Source organism: Reyranella sp. CPCC 100927, from assembly GCF_007859315.1.
Lineage (GTDB): Bacteria > Pseudomonadota > Alphaproteobacteria > Reyranellales > Reyranellaceae > Vineibacter.
Genome location: NZ_VOHA01000031.1, coordinates 25,816 through 43,662, shown reverse-complemented (window position 1 = coordinate 43,662; position 17,847 = coordinate 25,816). Strand labels below are relative to the sequence as shown.

Genomic DNA, 17,847 nt, shown 5'->3' with positions numbered 1-17,847 from the left:
TGAATGTGAACACAGGTGACGTCAACGGCGGCCAATGTCCGGTTGCGCGCTGGCATGCAGGACGGCCTTGCCGTGCGCTGTGAGCATCACGCTTTTTGTTTCTCCGGCGAATGTTACCAGCCCATCGATGACCGAGTCTTCCCAGACCGACTGGCGTGGGCACGTGCTGCGCCAGGCATCCATGACATCGGCGTGCGTGCGGGGTGCGGCGGCAATCCAGGCCAGAAACTGAACGGTCAGCAGGCTGACGGGGGACAAAACCTCGCCGGACACCGGTCCTCCCAGAGCCTCAACCCCGGAATCCAGGGTCATGGTGGCCGGCCGGTCCATCGATTTCGCCGTTTCATAGCGCATGCGTGCAGTTTGCCACGGTTGGCCCGGACAATCGAGCCTTGGCCTCATATGGGGCCTTCGGACATCCCCCGCCCTGCGGCGGCAGCAGCGCCGTCTTGCGGCTGAGGGCGTTCTTGCCTAAACCTGACCCAACGACCACACCGGATGATGGTCGGTTTGCCCCCTGACGACACCGTGACCGACACCCGTTCCGACCTCTCGACCAGCACGCCGACCGTCTGCCTCGTCGGCCACGCGCAGGCGCGGCCGTTCTCGCAGCCGGCGCTGGAGCGCCTGCGCCGGATGTTCGGCCGGGTGGGCGTCACGACGATCCTCGACGACGGCGAGAGTTGGCCTGAACACGGGCAGGTCACCTTGCTGCGCGCCGACCACCTGTTCGACGACGCACTGGCGCGGCCATTGGTCGACCGCAACGACATCGCGCTACAGGCGCCCGGGTCGGGTCGGCTGGTCGCCGTCACGGTGCCGGCGGCCAAGGCGGCGGCCGCCTACGCCTTGCTGTCCTCGCCGTCCCCTGGCGCCGCCGATGCCCAAGCTCTGGGGCTGCAGGTCGTCTCGCCCGATTCGCTTGGTGTGTCCTACCGCAAAAATCTGCGCAACAACGTGCCGCCCTACGTGCTCTCGACCCAGGAGATGTCGGTGGCTGCGATCGAGCGTCACATGTTCATGGCCTCCTACAAAGGCCTGACCGACGTCGTGACCAAATATGTCTGGCCAGCGCCCGCTCTGGTGGTCACCCGCTGGTGCGCGGCGCTCGGCATCTCGCCCAATGCCGTCACGCTGGTCAGCTTTCTGTGCGTCGTTGCCGCGACACTGCTGTTCTGGTTCGGCTGGTTCCTGTCGGGCCTGCTGTTTGCCTGGGCGATGTGCTTCCTCGATACCGTCGACGGCAAGCTGGCGCGGGTGACGTTGACCTCGTCGAAATGGGGCAACGTCTTCGACCACGGCACCGACCTGGTGCATCCACCGTTCTGGTGGTTTGCCTGGTACTGGGGATTGGGCACACTGACCTTCGCATCGCTGCCCGGCATGCAGATCGCGATGCTGATCGTGATCGCGGGCTACATCCTGGGCCGCATCGAAGAAGGCATCTTCCTGTGGGCCTTCAAGTTCGAGATGTTCACCTGGCGGCCGATCGATGCCCTCTCGCGCCTGATCACGGCACGGCGCAACCCCAACCTGATCATCCTGTCGGTCTTCACGCTGCTTGGTCGGCCCGACGTCGGCCTGGCCGCTGTCGCCATGTGGACCGTGCTTTGTATCGGCTTTCACGCCGTGCGCATCATGCAGGCCTTCGCCGAGCGCCGGCGCGGCCGGGCGGTGGCGTCGTATCTGGCCGGCTCCGGCGCCGCGGCATGACCACGTCGATCATGGCTCGCGGCGATGCATACGCGACGCTGCGGGCGTTGCTGGCACGCGAGGCCAACCAGACGGTGAGCGCCGCGGCGCGCGCCATGAGCGATGCGATCGTGGCGCGCCACAAAAGCTGCCTGTTGGCGACACTGTTCTACGGTTCCTGCCTGCGACCGGCCGACGACGGCGATGGCACCGTCGTCGGTCCTGGCCGGGCCGAGGAACGGCTGATGGATTTCTATGCCGTCGTCGATGATGTCCGGCGTGCCAACACCGGCGCGCTGGCGGCGCTCGGCAACCGGTTCCTGCCGCCCAACGTCTTCTATCTCGAGGTGCCGTACGACGGCACCCGGGTGCGCTGCAAGTACGCCATCGTCACGCTGGCACAGTTTCGGCGCCTCGTGAAAGAGGACACGCTGCAGAACTATTTCTGGGGCCGGTTCTGTCAGCCCACCGCCGTGCCGTTCGCCCGGTCCGGCATGCGTGACGCGCTCGTCGAGTCGCTGGCCGATGCCGTGACCACCGCCGTCAAGACCACGGCGCCGCTGTTTGCGACGTCCTTCAGCGCCCGCGACCTGTGGGTGCGTGTCTTCAGCGAAAGCTACGGCGCCGAACTGCGTCCCGAATCGGCTGAACGGCCAGCCCACGTTCACGACGCGCACGCCGCCCGCTACACGGAGTTGACGCCCGCGGCACTGGCTGCCGCCGGCTTTCCGTCGGTGAGCGACGCTGACGGGCGCTTTGCGCCGGTTGCCGGTGCAGACGTCCAGCGCCGCACGCGGCGCGCCTGGATCCGGCGGCGGTGGCTGGGCAAGACGCTCAACATCCTGCGCTTGATGAAGGCAGTGTTCACGTTCGAAGGCGGCGCCGATTACGTCGCCTGGAAGATCCAGCGGCACTCCGGCGTGCGCGTGGACATGAGCGACTGGCAGCGCCGCCACCCTCTGCTCGCCTCGCCGGTGCTGGCGGTCCGCTACTGGCGCAAGGGCGCATTCCGCTAACGCCGCCGGAACGAGGCCTGCCTACTTGCGTTTTGGCCGATCCGGCGTCGCTTCGCCGTCGCGCTGGTCGCGGTGCTCGACCTCCCGTTCCACGCTGGCGCTGAGGCGCTGATACACACCCAGGCCGAGAACGATCAGAATGCCGGTGATCAGCAGGAGCGTCGGGTAGATCATCTCCGCCACCTGATCCTTGCTGACGCGGAACACGGTGACCAGGCCTTCGAGGAAGACCGCGATGGCGATGGTGGAGACGAACTTGGTCAGGCTGCGCCGGGCCTCGGACGCGGCGCGCAGCTCGCGGCCACGCACGACTTCTTCCTCGATGAGGTACTTCGAGACGTCGAATACCGCGATCGCCACCACCAGGTAGCCGATCGCGCGCAGCAAAGCCTCGCCACCCGCGGCCAGCGACCCGCTGGCGCTGACTACGAAATCATAGATTCCGTAGAACCCCAGGGCCGCCGCAAGCAGCATCAGGAGCGTGCCCGCCAGGCCAAAGACGATCCGGGAGATGAGTTCCATGGGTCCGTGTCGTTGTGTCATGGACAACGCTGGGCACTGCCTGTTGGTTCCTGCGTCCCGGGTGACGCAAAAGCGCCCCCGGGCGTCTCGTCGGGAAGCCGCGCACGCGGAGGCGATTACTTCTTCGTCACGTTCCAGAACACCGTGACGGGCGCGTTGATCCAGCCGCCGAGATTGCTGCGCAGGCCGGCGACCGGGAATGACTCACCCAGCGGCACATGCGTGATGATCGTCATCGCGCGAGTCTGCACCTCGTCGGCGATGGCGCGCTTCTTCGCCGGGTTGGTTTCCAGTGCGTATTTCTCGCGCAACTGCTCCATGGTCTCGTCGCAGGGCCAGCCGGCGCGGGCCTTCTCGCAATTGGACTGGAGAAAAGGCGTCATGAGCGGGTCGAGCAGATCGGCCTGCGACCAGTACGTGAAGAATGCGCTCCAGCCACCTTCCGCGACCGGCCCCTTCTTGGTCAGCAGCCGGTTCACCAGCGACTGCCAGTCGCTGGACTGCATATCGACCTTGAAGCCGGCGCGCTCGAACAGGCTCTTGGCCACCGGCGACAGCGGGGCGAGCGGCGGTGAGTCGCTGGCGTGCAGCAGCACGACCGGCGTGCCGTCGTAGCCGCCTTCCTTCAACAGCGCCCGCGCCGCCGCGACGTTGGACTCGGTCTTGCCCTGCATGCCGGCCACCGATTCCAGCGGCGTGCCGCAGGTGAACATCGCCTTGCAGGTGCGATAGAAACGTGGATCGCCATTCACCGCCTTCAGGAAGTCTTCCTGGTTCAATGCCATCATGGCCGCCTGGCGCACCTTCTCGTTGTTGAACGGCGGATGCAGCCAATTGGGCCGGAACACGTACTGGTTCGGGCTCACGCTCTTGACCAGCACGATGTCCTTTTCCTTCTCCACCAGCGGCAGCAGGTCGTACGGCACCTGCTCGATGATATCGATTTCGCCGGCCAGCAACGCGTTGACCATCGTCTGTGAGTCGGGCATCGCCAGCCACTCGATGCGATCGACCTTCACCACCTTGCCACCGGCCAGGCCCGAGGCCGGCTCGGCACGCGGCTTGTACTTGGGGTTCTTGATGTAGACGATGCGCTCGCCCGGTTTCCACTCGTCGCGCTTGAGGATGAACGGACCGGAGCCGGTATAGTCGTCGATCTGCTTGAAGGGATCGGTCTCGGCGACGCGCCGGGGCATCATGAAGGGCGTGTTGACGCTGGGCTTGGCCAGCGATTCGACGACTAGGCCGTAGGGCACCTTCATCACCAGTTCGAAGGTGCGGGCATCGAGCGCCTTCATCTCCTGGGTGAACTGCAGCAGCTTCTGGCCCATCGGATCGCGCGCACCCCAGCGCCGTATCGAGGCGATACAGTCCTCGGCCGTCACCGGCTGGCCGTCGTGCCACAACAGGCCCTCCCGCAGGACGAAGCGGTAGATCTTGCGGTCTTCGCTGGCAACCCAGGACTCCACCATCTGCGGCTTGGGCTGCAGTGCCGCATCGAGCGCAAACAGCGTGTCGTAGACCAGGTAGCCATGGTTGCGCACGATGTAGGCGCCGCTCCATACCGGATCGAGCACCTTGATGTCGGAGTGCATCACCACCCGCAACGTCTGGGCTGATGCCGCCGTGCCCAGACATGCCGCACCCAACGCGAACGCCCAGCGAATCAGGCTGTGCCGGAACCGCCCCACCATGGCTGACCTCCGTCTCGGGGGATGGACACTACGGTGTTTGAGCCAATCGACGCTTGATACGACGCAGACCGAGCAGCCTAGACGGTGTCTGCGGCGAAAGGAACTCCGCGCGTTGACCGGCGGTCGCGCCTGCCTCCTAATGGCAGCACGTCAACGACAACAAAGAATCGGGGGAGTCATGGTGAGGCGGTCGGCGTACGGGCTGCTGATGGTGCTGATCCTTCTCGCGCCACCGGCCGTGGCACAGGACGGACGCTACGATGTCGACCACGCACCCGCGACGCTGAAGGACCTGCAGTCGCGCTGCGGCCTCCTCAAGGTGCTCACGACATGTCCGCTGCCGGCCGAGGACTTGCGGCTGCTGGAACGCGCCGTGCAGGGCGACCGCTTGGCGCAACACCTGCTGGCGAGCCGTCTTGCCTCGGGCAACGGGTTTGCCGGCGGCAATGGTGCGCGCAGCGCCATCGGCTGGTTCGGCCGTTCGGCGGAGCAAGGCAATCCCGAGGCGGCGCTGCGCTACAACGATCTGCGCAGCGACGGGTTGGAGCCGGCCGCCGACGAGACCCGCATCGCGACCGTGCTGCAAGGATCGGCACGGGCCGGCAGTGCGACCGCACGGGTGGCCCTGTCGGAGATGATGCTCTATGGCCGCGGCGTCGCACGCGATGTCGCCGGTTCGATGCAGCTGTTGCGCCAGGCTGCCGACTCAGGCGACATACGCGCACGCCAGCGGCTCGAGCGGCGACTGCTGGTGGGCGCACCGGGCGTACCGCCCGACCGCGCCGGCCTGATCGAGATCCATCGGCGCACCGCGGCCAGCGGTGATCCCCAGGCGATGGCGACACTGAGCCGGATGCTGCTGGATGGCACGGGCAAAGCGTTCGACCCGGCGGAAGGTTATGTCTGGCTGATGCGGGCGGCGCACCTGGCGCACGCCCCGGCCGTCGAACGCGCGATCCGGCTGTTCGACGAAGGTCTGGTGCGCGACAACCGCACGATCGTCGCGCCGGATCCGGTACAGGCCTACATGTGGGTCCTGATCGCGACACGCCGTCCCGGGACGCCGGGACCTTCGAGCACGCAAGCGCGCCTGCAGGAGACGATGTCGAGCGCCGATCTGGCGGAAGCCCGGCGCCGTGCCGCTGCCTGGCGGCCGATGACCGCCGCCGACGCGTTGGCCGCGGCCTTCGAACTGCCACCGGTGACCGCCGACGGCGAGACGCGGGCGATCGTGGCATCGCTGTCCGGCGATACACGCCGGCATTTCGAACTGCCGCCCGGCGTCGTACCGCAGCCCTGGCAACGCGTACCCGACTTCAACCGGGCAGCCGAGGTCGCGGCCGCGATCACTGCCATCGGCGGCTATTGCGAGGCGCAAGGACATTCGCTGTGCATCAGCGTCTGCCGGGCCAATCCCTACATCGACCGCACCGGCGACACCCCGGCCGACCGCCAGCGGCGCATCGATGCGTGGAAGATGTGCGCCTCGGGCGTGGGCATGCCGCGATTCCGGTGACCCGCCGCGGGTGAGACGACGCCGGCGATGCGATCGGCTACGGCCCTTCCTGGTTGAGGGGTGCCTGGACCGGCAGGAAGGCCGTGGCTTCGATCTCGACCTTGGCGCGATCCTCGACCAGGGCCGAGACGAAGATCACCGACATCGCCGGAAAATGGCGGCCGAACACGTCGCGATAGGCGGCGCCGAGATCGCGACCGGCGGCGACGTACTCGTCCTTGCGGGTGACGAACCACGTCAGCTTCAGGACGTGCTCGGGACCGGCGCCCGCTTCGCGCAACAGGCGCGCAATGTTGCGGAAGGCCTGGTGGCACTGACCGGCGAAATCATCGGTCTCGAACACGCCGGCATCATTCCAGCCGATCTGGCCGGCCAGCACGATCAGTTGGCCCGGGCCGATGGTGGTCATGCCGTTGGCATAGCCTTTGGGGCGCGGCCATTCGGCGGGAGCAAGCGTGGTGATCATGGCAACCTCTTCAGCTCGAGCATGTCGCTTTGAATATACTCCTTGCGGGATCCGCAGCGACATCGGCGCTGACACGGCAGCGCCTGTTCTGCCGCGTGCTGTTTTGACCGACGCGAGATCTCGCGACCTGGCGAGCACATCATGGTCTCCCGCCGGCGCGGGGAGACGCAATGCTCTACTTCTTCTCGATGCCCCAGAACGCGGTGACGGGCGGCGGCACGGCGGGCATGCTCACGTTCTTGCGCACGGCGGAGACGCCGAACCACTCGCCGAGATTCACGTAGGTCACGATCTCGCGATTGTAGGCCTGCACCTCTTCAGCGATCGCCTTTTTCTTCGCGGGGTCGAGTTCACGGGCATAGGCATCGCGCAGCTTTTCCATCTTCTCGTCGCACGGCCAGCCGGCGCGCGCCTTGTCGCAGGTCGACACCAGCATGGGCGCCATCAGCGGATCGAGAATGTCGACATGACTCCAGCTCGTGAGGTAGGCGCTCCAACCGCCCTCCGACGGCGGCCCCTTCTTGCTGATCAGGCGATTGACCATGCTCTGCCAATCAGCAGGCTGGACCTCGACCTTGAAGCCGGCCCGCTCCAGCAGCGACTTCGCGATCGGTCCCATATTGCCGATCACCTGCAGGTCAGTCGGGTACGGGATCACAACCGTCGTGCCGTCATAACCCGCTTCCTGCAGCATCTGTTTGGCCTTGGCGGCGTTGCCTTCGATCCAGCCGGCCATGCCGGCGTCTGTGGCCAACGGCGAGCCACAGGGGAAGATCGTCTTGCAGGTCCGCCAGTAGCGCGGATCGCCGATGATGCCCTTCAGGAAGTCCTCCTGGTTCAGCGCCATCATGGCGGCCTGGCGGATCTTGGGATTGTTGAACGGCGGGATCAGCCAGTTGGGCCGGAACGTATACTGGTTGCCGACGCTCTGCTTGATCAGGGTGACGTCCTTCTCCTTTTCCAGCAGCGGCACCAGGTCGTTGGCGACGCTCTCGATCATGTCGACCTCGCCGGCGATCAGCGCGTTCACCTGGGTCTGCGGATCGGGGATCCAGACCCACTCGACGCGATCGAGCTTCACGACCTTGCCACCGGCCAGACCCGAGGCCGGCTCGGCGCGCGGCTTGTACTTCGGGTTCTTGACGTAGACCACCTTTTCGCCCGGCTTCCATTCGTCCTTCTTGAAGATGAAGGGGCCCGAGCCGATGACCTCGTCCACGGCCTTGAACGCATCGGTCTCGGCCATCCGCTTGGGCATGATGAACGGCACCACGACGCTGGGTTTGCCCAGCGACTCGACGACCTGGCCGAACTGATCCTTGAGCACGAGGCGGAAGGTCTTGGCGTCGACCACCTCCCACGTCTTCACCGACTGCGCCAGCTTCTGGCCCATCGAGTCGCGCGCTGCCCAGCGCTTGAGCGAGGCGATGCAATCCTCGGCGGTGACCGGCGTGCCGTCGTGCCACTCCAGCCCGTCGCGCAGGGTGAAGGTCCAGGTCAGGCCGTCGTCGCTGGGCGCGTACTTGTCGACCATCTGCGGCTTGATCTGGAACTTCTCGTCCATCGCGAACAAGGTGTCCCACACCAGGTAGCCGTGATTGCGCACGATATAGGCGCCGCTCCACACCGGATCGAAGCTCTTGAGATCCGAGTGCATCACCACGCGCAAGGTCGACTGCGCCAGTGCCGACGCCGACAGCGCCAGTCCCGCGGCCACGCCGGCTGCCACCACCATCATCCGCCCGAATACCGCCATTTCCCCCTCCTCTCGTCTCGCCCATGTCAGTGGGAGGAGGAAAGTCTAGCAACTTGCACGCCAAGGCGCGCAAGAATGATCCGGCGGCGCGGCCGCATCGTTTTGCCCCTTCTCCTGCTCTCGCGGAGCGAGGGGATTCTGCTACAGTGAGTGCTGACCGGGGCGGAAGCCTCACGCTGACGGGAATGGGTTTCGCTGGTGTCGACTGATGTAGCCGCGCATGCGAGCCCCGCCCGTCTGTTGCCGCTGTTTCTCGTGTCGATGGCCGCGATCGGCTTCGAGATCGCGCTGACACGCTTCTTCGCGATCGCCAGCTGGTCGGAATACGGCTATTGGGTCATCTCGATGACCATGGTCGGGCTGGCGGCCAGCGGCATTGTCGCTGCCCTCTTCCAGCGCCCGATCCTGCGGCATGCCGACCTGCTGCTGCCGGCGATCCCGCCGCTGCTGATCCTGACGGCGGCGTTGGGCTGGCACTGGACCACCATCGTTCCGTTCAACCCACTGGAACTGCAGAACAAGCAGCTGTGGGCCGACCAGCTCACCAACATCGCGCAGTATTACGCCGCGCTGTTCCCGTTCTTCTTCCTGGTCGGCCTCTACATCTCGCTCTACTTCATGGTCCACAGCGCGGCGATCGGGCGTGTCTACGCCTTCGATCTCGCCGGCGCCGGCCTGGGCGCGGCCTTCGTGCTGGGCCTCATGTTCGTCGTCCACCCGTTCTACCTGATCGCCGGCCTGCTGGTGCCGCTCGCGCTGGCCGGCTGGCTGGCGCCCGCCCGCGGCCGGACACGGCTTTGGACCGGTGCCGCGACGTTCATCGCGCTGTTGGCGGCCGAGGCGCTGGTGTGCCTCTACAACCAGGCGCACATCAACGAGTACAAGGAAATCTTCGGGCCGATGAATACGGCCGACAGCCGCGTGGTGGCGACGCGCACGTCACCCAAGGGCTTCTACCAGCTGCTGGACAATTTCACCGAGCGGCTCGACCTCGACATGTCGAACAATACCGGCGTGGTCGAGGACGCCACCCTGCCACGCGCCTTCGGTCTCTACGCCGACGGCAACCGTCTGGCATCGCTGCCCAAGTCGACGACAGTGGAGACCGGCTATTTTCCCGCCGCCCTCGATTCGCTGCCTTACCGGCTGCGTCCGCCGCAGAGCGTGCTGTTGCTGGGCAGCGCCGGCGGCTTTCGCATTCACGAGGCGCTGGGCGCCGGCGCCGGGCTGGTCACCGTGCTGGAGCCCGATCGCACCCTGCGCGACGCCCTGCTGGAAGGCCTTGGCCCGGCGCCGGCGTTTCCGGCGCGGCCCGACGTTCGGATCCGCGACCTCGGCCCGACGGCAGTCGATGCGGTCGGCGCCGACGGGCCATTCGACGTCATCGATATCGGGCGCGATTTCCTTACCCAGTCCGACACCAATCGCGCCGCCCTGTCGGTCGAGGTGCTGGCCGGCTACATCGCCCACCTGACGCCGCACGGCGCGCTGTCCATCCCGGTCTCGATCCGCGAGTTCACCGTCTATGCCGTCAAGATGATGCGCACGGCGCGCTACGCGCTGGCCGCCGCCGGCATCGCCGAGCCCGAGCGCCACCTGGTGATCTACCGCTCGGCGTGGAACGTGCGCATCCTGATATCACGCACGCCGTGGTCGGCGGACGCCATTGCGGCGATGCGCCAGTTCTGCGACGAACGCTCGTTCGATCCGATCTACTACCCGGGCATCGATCCGGCTGGCGTGCGCATCTTCAACGAGCTGCCGGTGGTGTCATTCGATACGGTCGACGCGCCCTCGGGCGGAGCGAGCGACGCGATGATGCAGGAAGCGGCGGCGATGGTGGCCGGCGCGACCTCGCCCTACCACGCTTTCTTCCGCCTGGTACCGCCGACCTTGGACCGGCCGTTCCTCAACGCCGTGCTGCCGCTGCGCCAGATCGAGACGATCCTGGACCGCATCGAGCTGGTGCCACGCGAAGAGCTGGCAACCGTGATCAACATCGCGGTACTGGCCCAGGCCATCGTCATCGCGCTGATCGTGCTGCTGCTGCCGCTGGTGCGCCCGTCGGGCAGCCGGTTGCCGACCGGCCAGTTCCTGCGCGCCATGGCCTACTTCGCCGGCCTGGGCCTGGGCTTCCTGTTCCTTGAGATCTACCTGATCGAAAAGGCGGCGCAGTACCTGCACGACCGCGTGCTGGCCTTTGGCCTGGTGCTGGCCACCATGCTGGTCTGTTCGGGCGCCGGCAGTTACCTGGCCGAGCGTTTCCGCGTCAGGCCCATGGTGGGCCTGGGCTATGCCGTGACCATCATCATCGGCTGGACGGAGCTGCTGTTCGTCAGCCTGGACCCGGTACTGGCGTATACGGCGGCGGCGCCTGCGGCGGTGCAGATCCTGATCGTGATTGCGTTGGCGGCACCATTGTCCGTGGCGCTGGGCATGCCCATGGCACTGGGCCTGAGCCAGTTCCAGGGTGCGCGGCTGGCTTTCCTGCCCTGGGCCTGGGCCGTCAACGGAGCCTGCTCCATCGTCTCGACGCCGCTGGCCAACCTGCTGGCAGCGACCATCGGCTTCAAGATCCTGCCGCTGGCCGGCATCCTGCTGTACGCCATGGTGCTGCTGACGATGCCGATCATGCGGCATCGCCCGTCATGACCGGCCGCACTGCCGGTGGCGGTACCTAGGCCTCCCATCACGCCGGAGATGACAGCTGCGGATGGCAGGGGCCTGCGCATTTCCATCGACTTCAAGCTTTTGACACTTCCTGCTATGATGCGCCCTGTCATGGTGGTTCCAACAATGCCGGCAATACGGCGCAGTGCATGATGGATCGGGCTCGTCGCGTCCCCTTGGCCCTGTCACGGCGGTCGGTCATGACGGGGGTTGCCTGCCTGTCGCTGCTGCCCGCCACGGCCACGGCCCATCAGGACAAGGACTGGACGTTCGATAAGTACGGTCGCGCCATGCAGGCCAGTGGTCGGCGTACCGACCTGACCGAGCGGACATTCGAAGCGGTCCGGCAAAAGCGTGCGCATGCCCTGCAGCAACTCGAGACGTACTTGGCGGGCAAATTCGGCAACGCCGATCTCGATGTGATGCGCGCCTTCAGCCAGGTGCCGCGCGAGTACTATCACTTCAATTACAGCAGCCACGGCTCGTTCGCCCGCGAGGCCTATGACTGGTATCCCAGGCCGTGGGCGATCGGTTTCGGCTCGGCCCTGTCGGACTTCCTGGGGCAGGCCTACATGACTCAGCTGGCGCGGCCCAAGGCAGGCGAGACGGCGCTGGAGATCGGCACGGGCTCGGGCTACCAGATCTCGATCCTGTCGCGGATCGTGCGCAAGGCCTGCTCGATCGAGATCATCGAGCCGCTGGGCACGCCGGTGGGCCGGATCTTCAAGCCGCTGGGTTTCGACAACATCGAGAGCCGGGTCGGCGACGGCTATTTCGGCTGGCCGCAGGAGAAGGACGGCTTCGACATCATCATGGTAACGTGCGTGGCGCAGCACGTGCCGCCGGACCTGCTGAAGCAGCTCAAGCCCGGCAGCGGCCGGCTGATCATCCCGGTCGGCCAGCCCTTCAAGCGTGAGCAGGTGCTGTACGTGTTCAGCAAGGACGCCGACGGGCGCATCCAGTCGCGCCGCGACGTCGGCGTCTACTTCATCCCGATGACCGGCCGCATCGCGCGCGGTCGGTCGGCATAAAGCGGATAATCAAGGGGAACCCATGCATCGACGCTCCTTCATGCTCTCCTCGCTGGCCGCCGCCGGCGGCAGTGTGCTGCCCGGCCTGGCAGCCGCCACGCCAACGCCGCAGGCCGGCGGCTGGGGTTACGATTCCTACCTGGCGGCGATGAAGGCGTGCGATCGGCCCACGACACTGACCCGCGAACAGTTCGACGTCGTGCGCGGCCGTCGCAAAGGCGCACTGGCCACGATCGAGAGCGTGCTCAAGGCGCATTTCACCGAGGCCGATCCCAACGTGCTGCGTGCCTTCAACGAGGTGCCGCGCGAGTTCTACCACTACGATTTCGCAGCCCGCTCGGCGTTCGCCACGGTGGCCTACGAGGAGAAGTCCAAGCCCTGGCGCATCGGCTTCGGCTCGGCGCTGTCGGACTATCGCGGCCAGGCCTACATGACGCAGCTCTGCAAGCCGACGGCCCAGAGCGTGGCGCTGGAGGTCGGTACCGGCTCGGGCTTCCAGATCTCAGTGCTGTCGCGCATCGTGAAGAAGGCGTACTCGATCGAGATCGTCGAGCCGCTGGGCAAGGAAGTCGGGCGCATCTTCAAGCCGCTGGGCTACGACAACGTGGAGACCCGTATTGGCGACGGCTTCTTCGGCTGGCCGGAAGAAAAGGACGGCTTCGACCTGATCATGGTCACCTGTGCCGCCCAGTTCGTGCCGCCGCCACTGCTGGCGCAGCTCAAACCCGGCGGCCGCATGGTCATCCCCATGGGACAGCCCTTCAAGCGCGAGCAGTTCCTCTACGTCTTCACCAAGGACGAGGACGGCAAGGTCCACTCGCGCAAGGATCTGGGCGTCTATTTCGTGCCGATGACTGGCAAGATGCTGGCCGACGCCAAGAAGCCGGCCGGCGAAAAGGGCGCGGCAGCCGACAAGCCCGCCGCCGAAAAACCCGCCGCGACCCAATAACGAAAAAACCTCCCTGCATCGCAGGGAGGTTTCGTCTGAATTCGATCACCGCCCCCGCACTGAATGCGGGGGTGGTTTTGCATCAGCGGCTGTAGAACTCGACCACCATCGAGGGTTCCATCTGCACCGGGTATGGCACGTCGGCCAGTGCCGGGGCGCGCAGGAACTTGCCCTTCATGTCCTTGTGGTCGACTTCCATGTAGCCCGGCACTTCGCGCTCGGCGAGCTGCGTGGCTTCCAGCACCACCGCGAGCTGCTTGGCCGACGGGCTGAGCTCGATCAGGTCGTTGTCGCGCACCTGATAGGAGGGAATGTTGACGCGCCGGCCGTTGACCTTCACGTGCCGGTGGCTGACCAGCTGGCGCGCGGCGAACACGGTGGCGGCGAACTTCATGCGGTAGACGATGGCGTCCAGGCGACGCTCGAGCAGGCCGATCAGGTTCTCGCCGGTGTCGCCCTTGCGACGGATGGCTTCCTGATAGTAACGCCGCATCTGGCGCTCGCTGACGTTGCCGTAGTAGCCCTTGATGCGCTGCTTGGCCATCAGCTGCTTGCCGAAGTCGGTCGGCTTGGTGCGCTTGGCGCCATGCTGGCCGGGGCGGGTTTCGCGCTTGTTGATGGGGCTCTTGGGCCGGCCCCACAGGTTCACGCCCAGGCGGCGGTTGATCTTGTACTTCGAATTCTCGCGCTTGCTCACGCTCGGTTTTCCTTCGCTCGCATTTGTCCGGATAGGCCGTGATCGGGCGATGGCGCCCGGGCGGGAGCGGCGCCCAAGGGCGCAGTTCCACGTTCTCCGGAAGAAGGGCGGGAATATAAGGATCGCAACGGCCGAGTCAAACGGCGATATTCATGGCAAATCAAAGGGTTAGAAAATTCCTTCCCCGGTTTTCAATGGAAGGAAGACCCTAATCGACCTTGGCGCCTGCCTTGCGGATGATCTCGGCCAGCCGAGCCTCCTCGCTCGCACGGTAGGCGGTGACATCCTGCTGCGTCGACCACCACGCCGTGGCGCCCAGCTCGATGTAGGCCTTTACCAGGTCCGGGCTCTCGAGCGCCTTCTTGCTGAAGGCGGACATGCGTTCGACGACCGCCGGCGGCAGCTTCGCCGGCCCCACCAGGCAGGTCCACGACCGGATGTCGAAGCCCGGCAGGAACTCGGCCAGTGCCGGGATGTCGGGCGCCGCCTGGCTGCGCTGGGCGCTGGTCACGGCGAAGCCGCGTACCTTGCCCGGCCGGTACTGCGCCAGAGCGCCGGGAATGTTGTCGAAGATCATGTGCACCTGGCCGGCCAGCAGGTCGACCATGGCCGGCGCCGCGCCGCGGTAGGGAACGTGCAGCATGTCGACCCCGGTCAGCTGCTTGAACAACTCACCCGACAGATGAAGCGTCGTGCCGTTGCCGGCGGACGCATAAGAATACTTGCCGGGGTTCTTCTTCAGCAGCGCGATCAGCTCCGGCACCGTCTTGGCTGGCAGATCCATGTTGGCCACCAGCATGTTGGGCAGCCACCACAGATTGGTGACGAACGTGAAGTCCTTCTCCGGATCGAAGGTGAGCTGGCCCTTCTTGAGGGTTGGCGAGATCGCGTGCGAGGCAATGCCGCCCAGGCCGATCGTATAGCCGTCGGGCGCCGCCTTGGCGACAACGTCGACGCCGACATCACCGCCGGAACCACCGCGATTCTCGACGACGAACTGTTGGCCGGTGACCTCGCTCATCTTCTGGCAATAGAGTCGCGACAGCGTGTCGGTGGCGCCGCCGGCCGGAAAGGGATTGATGTAGCGCACCGGCCGGCTCGGCCACTGCTCCTGGGCCCGCACCACCATGGGCGCTGCCATGGCACCGCCCAGCACGCCCAACGCAGCCCGCCGCCGCAGACTTGCCGTCATCGTTACCTCCCCAACGTTTGTTTCTGCCGCACCGTCGAGCCGCCGTGGCCAAGAGTCAATGCCGGCCCACGCGCGCTTTCGCACTATGACGCCGGCCCGGCGAATGGCATCGTCTGCCCATGCCGATGATCAAGCTCACCTTTTGCCTGCGCCGCCTGCCGCATCTGACCCAGGCCCAGTTCCACGACTACTGGCGCAACAGTCATGGCCCGCTGGTGCGCAGCCACGCCGCGGCGTTGGGCATCAGTCGCTATGTGCAGACACACGCGATCGCAACGCCGTTCAATGACGGCCTGCGGCAGTCACGCCAGGCACCGGAGCCGTTTGACGGCATCGCCGAGTTGTGGTGGCCGGACCTCGCGACCTTCGAGCGCGCAATGAGCGCGCCCGCGGCACGGGCCGCCGGCAAGGCCCTGCTGGCCGACGAGCAGACCTTCATCGACCTGCCACGCTCGCCGTTGTGGCTCAATCATGAACATCAGATCGTTGGCGCGTGAACGCCACGGAGTTCTTTCATGCTGTCGAAGCTCAAACAGCTACTGGGCCTGGAGCGCCCTCTGCGCTGGCTCGAGTGTCCCGATCTTACCGCGCGCGCAGCAATGCCCGTGTTGATCGATGTGCGCGGCGCGGATGAATTCGACGGACCCCTGGGTCACATCGATGGCGCCGTGAACGTGCCGGTCGACGCCATCGTCGATGGCAGCGCCGACCTGACACGGTGGCGCGAACGGGAGATCGTGCTGGTGTGCCGCACCGACAAGCGCTCGGCACGCGCCGCCGACAACTTGATGGCGGCGGGCTTTCCGCGCATCGCCGTCCTGCGCGGCGGCATGGAAAGCTGGAACGCACTTGGCCTGCCGGTGGCACGCAACTGACCCAGCCGAATTAGCTCGTCCCCGGCGGCGCGAAGAAACAGCGCCGGGAACCGTTGGGCTGATGGCAGCGCCAGAAGCGGCCGTCCTTGCTGCGCAGGGTCTCACGATCCGGAATGCGTTCACCCGTGCTGAGGATCCGCCAGCCGCCCGGCTCGACCTCGATATCCGAGGCGGGCACGACGGCGCAGTCATGTTCGCCGCAGCAATGCTCTCCCGTGATGGGATTGCGGAAATTGTCGACCCGCATCCAGTCGTGATCATCGTGGGCCAGCACCGTGCCCGCGGCGCCAGTCGCCGACATGCCAACGACGATCAGAATTACGCGCAGACCCGCTGGACGCGAGACCTGAATGGGCGCCGTGTCAGTCATCGGGCGCTCCGTGATCGTTGTATGTCTGAGCCGGGCTCGGCAAGTGGCAGGCAGCGCCGACGATCGTCAGCCACATGAACGGGGCGAGATAGATAAGGATGAGGGGTGCGAGCGGCATGGTGCCCTCCTCGGCCGGACACTCCGCGAGCGCGTGCGTGGCCGTTGGCGAACCATGAAACGATTACGCCAGCCGTGCGTTCCGCCTGTTGATGAGAATCCGTGCGTGGCGCACCCGACGCGCAGAACATGCTCCGCGCGTGAAATTTCGTGGCGTTGTGCTAACGCGTGATACGCAATTTCGGTGAGGCCTTGCGGGCGGCATCGACACCGGCCTCGGTGATCCGCGCCTTGCGCACGCTGATGGCAACCAGTGTCGGAATGCGGCTCAGCGCCGCCAGTCCGGCGTCGCCGACCTGGGTCTCGTCGATGGTGATGCGGCTCAGCGGCAGATCGACCAGCGCCGCCATGCCGGCGTCACCTACGGCCGTCTCGCTCACCCACAGGATCTTGAGGTGCTTCAGGTTGCTCAGCGCCTCAAGCCCCCTGTCGGTGACCTTGGTGCGGTTGAGATAGAGCGTCTCGAGGTTTTCCAATCCGCCGATCGCCTTCATCGAGTCGTCAGTGATCGCCGTGCCCCAAATGAAGAGCCGCCGCAGCGAGGAAAGACCAGCCAGGTGCATGGCGCCGCGATCATCGACGGCGGTGTTCATGAGGCTGAGCTGCTGCAGGGTACGCGACTCCGCCAGATACGACAGGCCGGTGTTGATCCGCGTGAAGTTGAGGCCAAGCGTGCGCAGGTTGGATAGCGCCGCCACATGCTTGAGCCCCTCGTCCGTCACATTGGGCATCTGCTGCAGCGACAGAGTTTCGAGCGTCTTGGACGAGGCCAACGCCGCCAGGCCCGCGTCGGTGATCTCGGCGCGATCCAGGGTCAATGACCGCAGGTTCCGGATCCTGGCGATATGCGCCATGCCGGAGTCGGTCCAGCCGCGCGTGCTGCCCAGGTTCAACACCGCCAGCTTCGGTGACGTCGCCAGCGCCTCCAGCAGTTTGTCGTCGATCGCCAGGCCATAGAGCCCCAGGCTGGTAAGCTCCGGCAGGCGGGCCAGCTGTGCGATCCCCGCCGCGGTGATCTTGCCGCGACCGATGTCGACATTGGCCAACCGCGGCAACAGGAGAAACGCCGCCAGGTCCTCGTCGGTGAGATGCTGCCAGGCGCGCGCATCGATATTGAGCGTCGTGGCGCGGGTAGCATTGTCGAGTGTGAATGGCTGGTTGCCGTTCTTGATCCCAAGGTCATTCAACCGCTTGACCAGGGCGTCAAGCTGACTGCCGTGGGTTTGTGCGCTCTCGGCCGCGGGCGGCCGGCTCCACGCCGGCGTGGCGAGCAGCATGAGTGCA

Annotated in this window: 18 protein-coding genes; 8 read left to right on the top strand and 10 right to left on the bottom strand. The window is 66.0% G+C overall.

Going from position 1 to position 17,847, the window contains the following annotated elements:
* Positions 1-21: 21 nt before the first annotated feature.
* Complete coding sequence (locus FQU96_RS38485; protein ID WP_218575044.1) at positions 22-354, bottom strand: hypothetical protein; 333 nt, start codon at positions 352-354, stop codon at positions 22-24.
* Positions 355-528: 174 nt separating this feature from the next.
* Between FQU96_RS38485 and FQU96_RS38480 the strand changes: the two genes are divergently transcribed.
* Both FQU96_RS38480 and FQU96_RS38475 read left to right on the top strand, forming a co-directional pair.
* Positions 529-1,713: a CDP-alcohol phosphatidyltransferase family protein gene (locus FQU96_RS38480; RefSeq protein ID WP_218575043.1), complete on the top strand. Its 1,185-nt coding sequence runs from the start codon at positions 529-531 to the stop codon at positions 1,711-1,713.
* Positions 1,710-2,708 (top strand): hypothetical protein, encoded by a 999-nt coding sequence (locus tag FQU96_RS38475; RefSeq protein ID WP_146546727.1) that lies wholly within the window; start codon positions 1,710-1,712, stop codon positions 2,706-2,708. The genes FQU96_RS38480 and FQU96_RS38475 overlap by 4 nt, the downstream gene beginning before the upstream one ends.
* Before the next feature lie 21 nt (positions 2,709-2,729).
* Here FQU96_RS38475 and FQU96_RS38470 read toward each other — a convergent pair whose 3' ends face one another.
* Complete coding sequence (locus FQU96_RS38470) at positions 2,730-3,230, bottom strand: GNAT family acetyltransferase (protein ID WP_218575042.1); 501 nt, start codon at positions 3,228-3,230, stop codon at positions 2,730-2,732.
* A 116-nt stretch (positions 3,231-3,346) separates the two neighbouring features.
* Complete coding sequence (locus tag FQU96_RS38465; protein ID WP_146546725.1) at positions 3,347-4,924, bottom strand: ABC transporter substrate-binding protein; 1,578 nt, start codon at positions 4,922-4,924, stop codon at positions 3,347-3,349.
* Positions 4,925-5,102: 178 nt separating this feature from the next.
* Here FQU96_RS38465 and FQU96_RS38460 point away from each other — a divergent pair, with 178 nt between their 5' ends.
* Entirely contained in the window at positions 5,103-6,440 is a 1,338-nt protein-coding gene (locus FQU96_RS38460) for a tetratricopeptide repeat protein (protein WP_178131065.1), read from the top strand.
* Between the two features lie 37 nt (positions 6,441-6,477).
* Here FQU96_RS38460 and FQU96_RS38455 read toward each other — a convergent pair whose 3' ends face one another.
* On the bottom strand, positions 6,478-6,906 hold the full coding sequence (locus tag FQU96_RS38455; protein ID WP_146546723.1) for a RidA family protein: 429 nt from the start codon (positions 6,904-6,906) through the stop codon (positions 6,478-6,480).
* A gap of 175 nt (positions 6,907-7,081) precedes the next feature.
* Positions 7,082-8,662, bottom strand: a complete 1,581-nt coding sequence (locus FQU96_RS38450) for an ABC transporter substrate-binding protein (RefSeq protein WP_255468824.1) — start codon at positions 8,660-8,662, stop codon at positions 7,082-7,084.
* Between the two features lie 198 nt (positions 8,663-8,860).
* Here FQU96_RS38450 and FQU96_RS38445 point away from each other — a divergent pair, with 198 nt between their 5' ends.
* From FQU96_RS38445 to FQU96_RS38435, 3 genes are all read left to right on the top strand, one after another.
* The gene (locus FQU96_RS38445) at positions 8,861-11,314 is read left to right on the top strand and encodes a hypothetical protein (RefSeq protein ID WP_146546722.1); all 2,454 of its coding nucleotides are present in this window, start codon (positions 8,861-8,863) and stop codon (positions 11,312-11,314) included.
* A 218-nt stretch (positions 11,315-11,532) separates the two neighbouring features.
* The gene (locus FQU96_RS38440; protein WP_218575041.1) at positions 11,533-12,363 is read left to right on the top strand and encodes a protein-L-isoaspartate O-methyltransferase; all 831 of its coding nucleotides are present in this window, start codon (positions 11,533-11,535) and stop codon (positions 12,361-12,363) included.
* Between the two features lie 22 nt (positions 12,364-12,385).
* Positions 12,386-13,312, top strand: coding sequence for a protein-L-isoaspartate O-methyltransferase (locus FQU96_RS38435; RefSeq protein ID WP_146546720.1), 927 nt, complete (start codon positions 12,386-12,388; stop codon positions 13,310-13,312).
* 82 nt (positions 13,313-13,394) lie between these two features.
* Here FQU96_RS38435 and rpsD read toward each other — a convergent pair whose 3' ends face one another.
* Together rpsD and FQU96_RS38425 are read right to left on the bottom strand one after the other, a co-directional pair.
* Positions 13,395-14,009 carry a 30S ribosomal protein S4 gene (gene rpsD / locus FQU96_RS38430; protein ID WP_146546719.1) on the bottom strand — a complete coding sequence of 205 codons (615 nt, stop codon included), beginning with the start codon at positions 14,007-14,009 and terminating at the stop codon, positions 13,395-13,397.
* Between the two features lie 208 nt (positions 14,010-14,217).
* Entirely contained in the window at positions 14,218-15,201 is a 984-nt protein-coding gene (locus tag FQU96_RS38425; protein WP_146546718.1) for a tripartite tricarboxylate transporter substrate binding protein, read from the bottom strand.
* A gap of 119 nt (positions 15,202-15,320) precedes the next feature.
* Here FQU96_RS38425 and FQU96_RS38420 point away from each other — a divergent pair, with 119 nt between their 5' ends.
* Positions 15,321-15,698 (top strand): EthD domain-containing protein, encoded by a 378-nt coding sequence (locus FQU96_RS38420; protein WP_255468823.1) that lies wholly within the window; start codon positions 15,321-15,323, stop codon positions 15,696-15,698.
* Between the two features lie 18 nt (positions 15,699-15,716).
* Complete coding sequence (locus tag FQU96_RS38415) at positions 15,717-16,076, top strand: rhodanese-like domain-containing protein (RefSeq protein WP_146546717.1); 360 nt, start codon at positions 15,717-15,719, stop codon at positions 16,074-16,076.
* A 10-nt stretch (positions 16,077-16,086) separates the two neighbouring features.
* On the opposite strand, the gene FQU96_RS38410 is transcribed toward FQU96_RS38415, so the two are convergent.
* From FQU96_RS38410 to FQU96_RS38405, 3 genes are all read right to left on the bottom strand, one after another.
* Complete coding sequence (locus tag FQU96_RS38410; protein WP_146546716.1) at positions 16,087-16,446, bottom strand: hypothetical protein; 360 nt, start codon at positions 16,444-16,446, stop codon at positions 16,087-16,089.
* Complete coding sequence (locus FQU96_RS42960) at positions 16,439-16,564, bottom strand: hypothetical protein (protein ID WP_255468822.1); 126 nt, start codon at positions 16,562-16,564, stop codon at positions 16,439-16,441. Before FQU96_RS42960 ends, FQU96_RS38410 begins: the two co-directional genes overlap by 8 nt.
* A 160-nt stretch (positions 16,565-16,724) precedes the next feature.
* Positions 16,725-17,840 carry a leucine-rich repeat domain-containing protein gene (locus tag FQU96_RS38405; RefSeq protein WP_178131063.1) on the bottom strand — a complete coding sequence of 372 codons (1,116 nt, stop codon included), beginning with the start codon at positions 17,838-17,840 and terminating at the stop codon, positions 16,725-16,727.
* Between the last annotated feature and the right edge of the window lie 7 nt (positions 17,841-17,847).

Bases quoted from the DNA above. Each gene is read 5' to 3' on its own strand.
- FQU96_RS38485 (WP_218575044.1), bottom strand. From the start codon at position 354: ATGCGCTATGAAACGGCGAAATCGATGGACCGGCCGGCCACCATGACC.
- FQU96_RS38475 (WP_146546727.1), top strand. From the start codon at position 1,710: ATGACCACGTCGATCATGGCTCGCGGCGATGCATACGCGACGCTGCGG.
- FQU96_RS38470 (WP_218575042.1), bottom strand. From the start codon at position 3,230: ATGGAACTCATCTCCCGGATCGTCTTTGGCCTGGCGGGCACGCTCCTG.
- FQU96_RS38465 (WP_146546725.1), bottom strand. From the start codon at position 4,924: ATGGTGGGGCGGTTCCGGCACAGCCTGATTCGCTGGGCGTTCGCGTTG.
- FQU96_RS38460 (WP_178131065.1), top strand. From the start codon at position 5,103: ATGGTGAGGCGGTCGGCGTACGGGCTGCTGATGGTGCTGATCCTTCTC.
- FQU96_RS38455 (WP_146546723.1), bottom strand. From the start codon at position 6,906: ATGATCACCACGCTTGCTCCCGCCGAATGGCCGCGCCCCAAAGGCTAT.
- FQU96_RS38450 (WP_255468824.1), bottom strand. From the start codon at position 8,662: ATGGCGGTATTCGGGCGGATGATGGTGGTGGCAGCCGGCGTGGCCGCG.
- FQU96_RS38440 (WP_218575041.1), top strand. From the start codon at position 11,533: ATGACGGGGGTTGCCTGCCTGTCGCTGCTGCCCGCCACGGCCACGGCC.
- FQU96_RS38435 (WP_146546720.1), top strand. From the start codon at position 12,386: ATGCATCGACGCTCCTTCATGCTCTCCTCGCTGGCCGCCGCCGGCGGC.
- FQU96_RS38425 (WP_146546718.1), bottom strand. From the start codon at position 15,201: ATGACGGCAAGTCTGCGGCGGCGGGCTGCGTTGGGCGTGCTGGGCGGT.
- FQU96_RS38420 (WP_255468823.1), top strand. From the start codon at position 15,321: ATGCCGATGATCAAGCTCACCTTTTGCCTGCGCCGCCTGCCGCATCTG.
- FQU96_RS38415 (WP_146546717.1), top strand. From the start codon at position 15,717: ATGCTGTCGAAGCTCAAACAGCTACTGGGCCTGGAGCGCCCTCTGCGC.
- FQU96_RS38410 (WP_146546716.1), bottom strand. From the start codon at position 16,446: ATGACTGACACGGCGCCCATTCAGGTCTCGCGTCCAGCGGGTCTGCGC.
- FQU96_RS42960 (WP_255468822.1), bottom strand. From the start codon at position 16,564: ATGCCGCTCGCACCCCTCATCCTTATCTATCTCGCCCCGTTCATGTGG.
- FQU96_RS38405 (WP_178131063.1), bottom strand. From the start codon at position 17,840: ATGCTGCTCGCCACGCCGGCGTGGAGCCGGCCGCCCGCGGCCGAGAGC.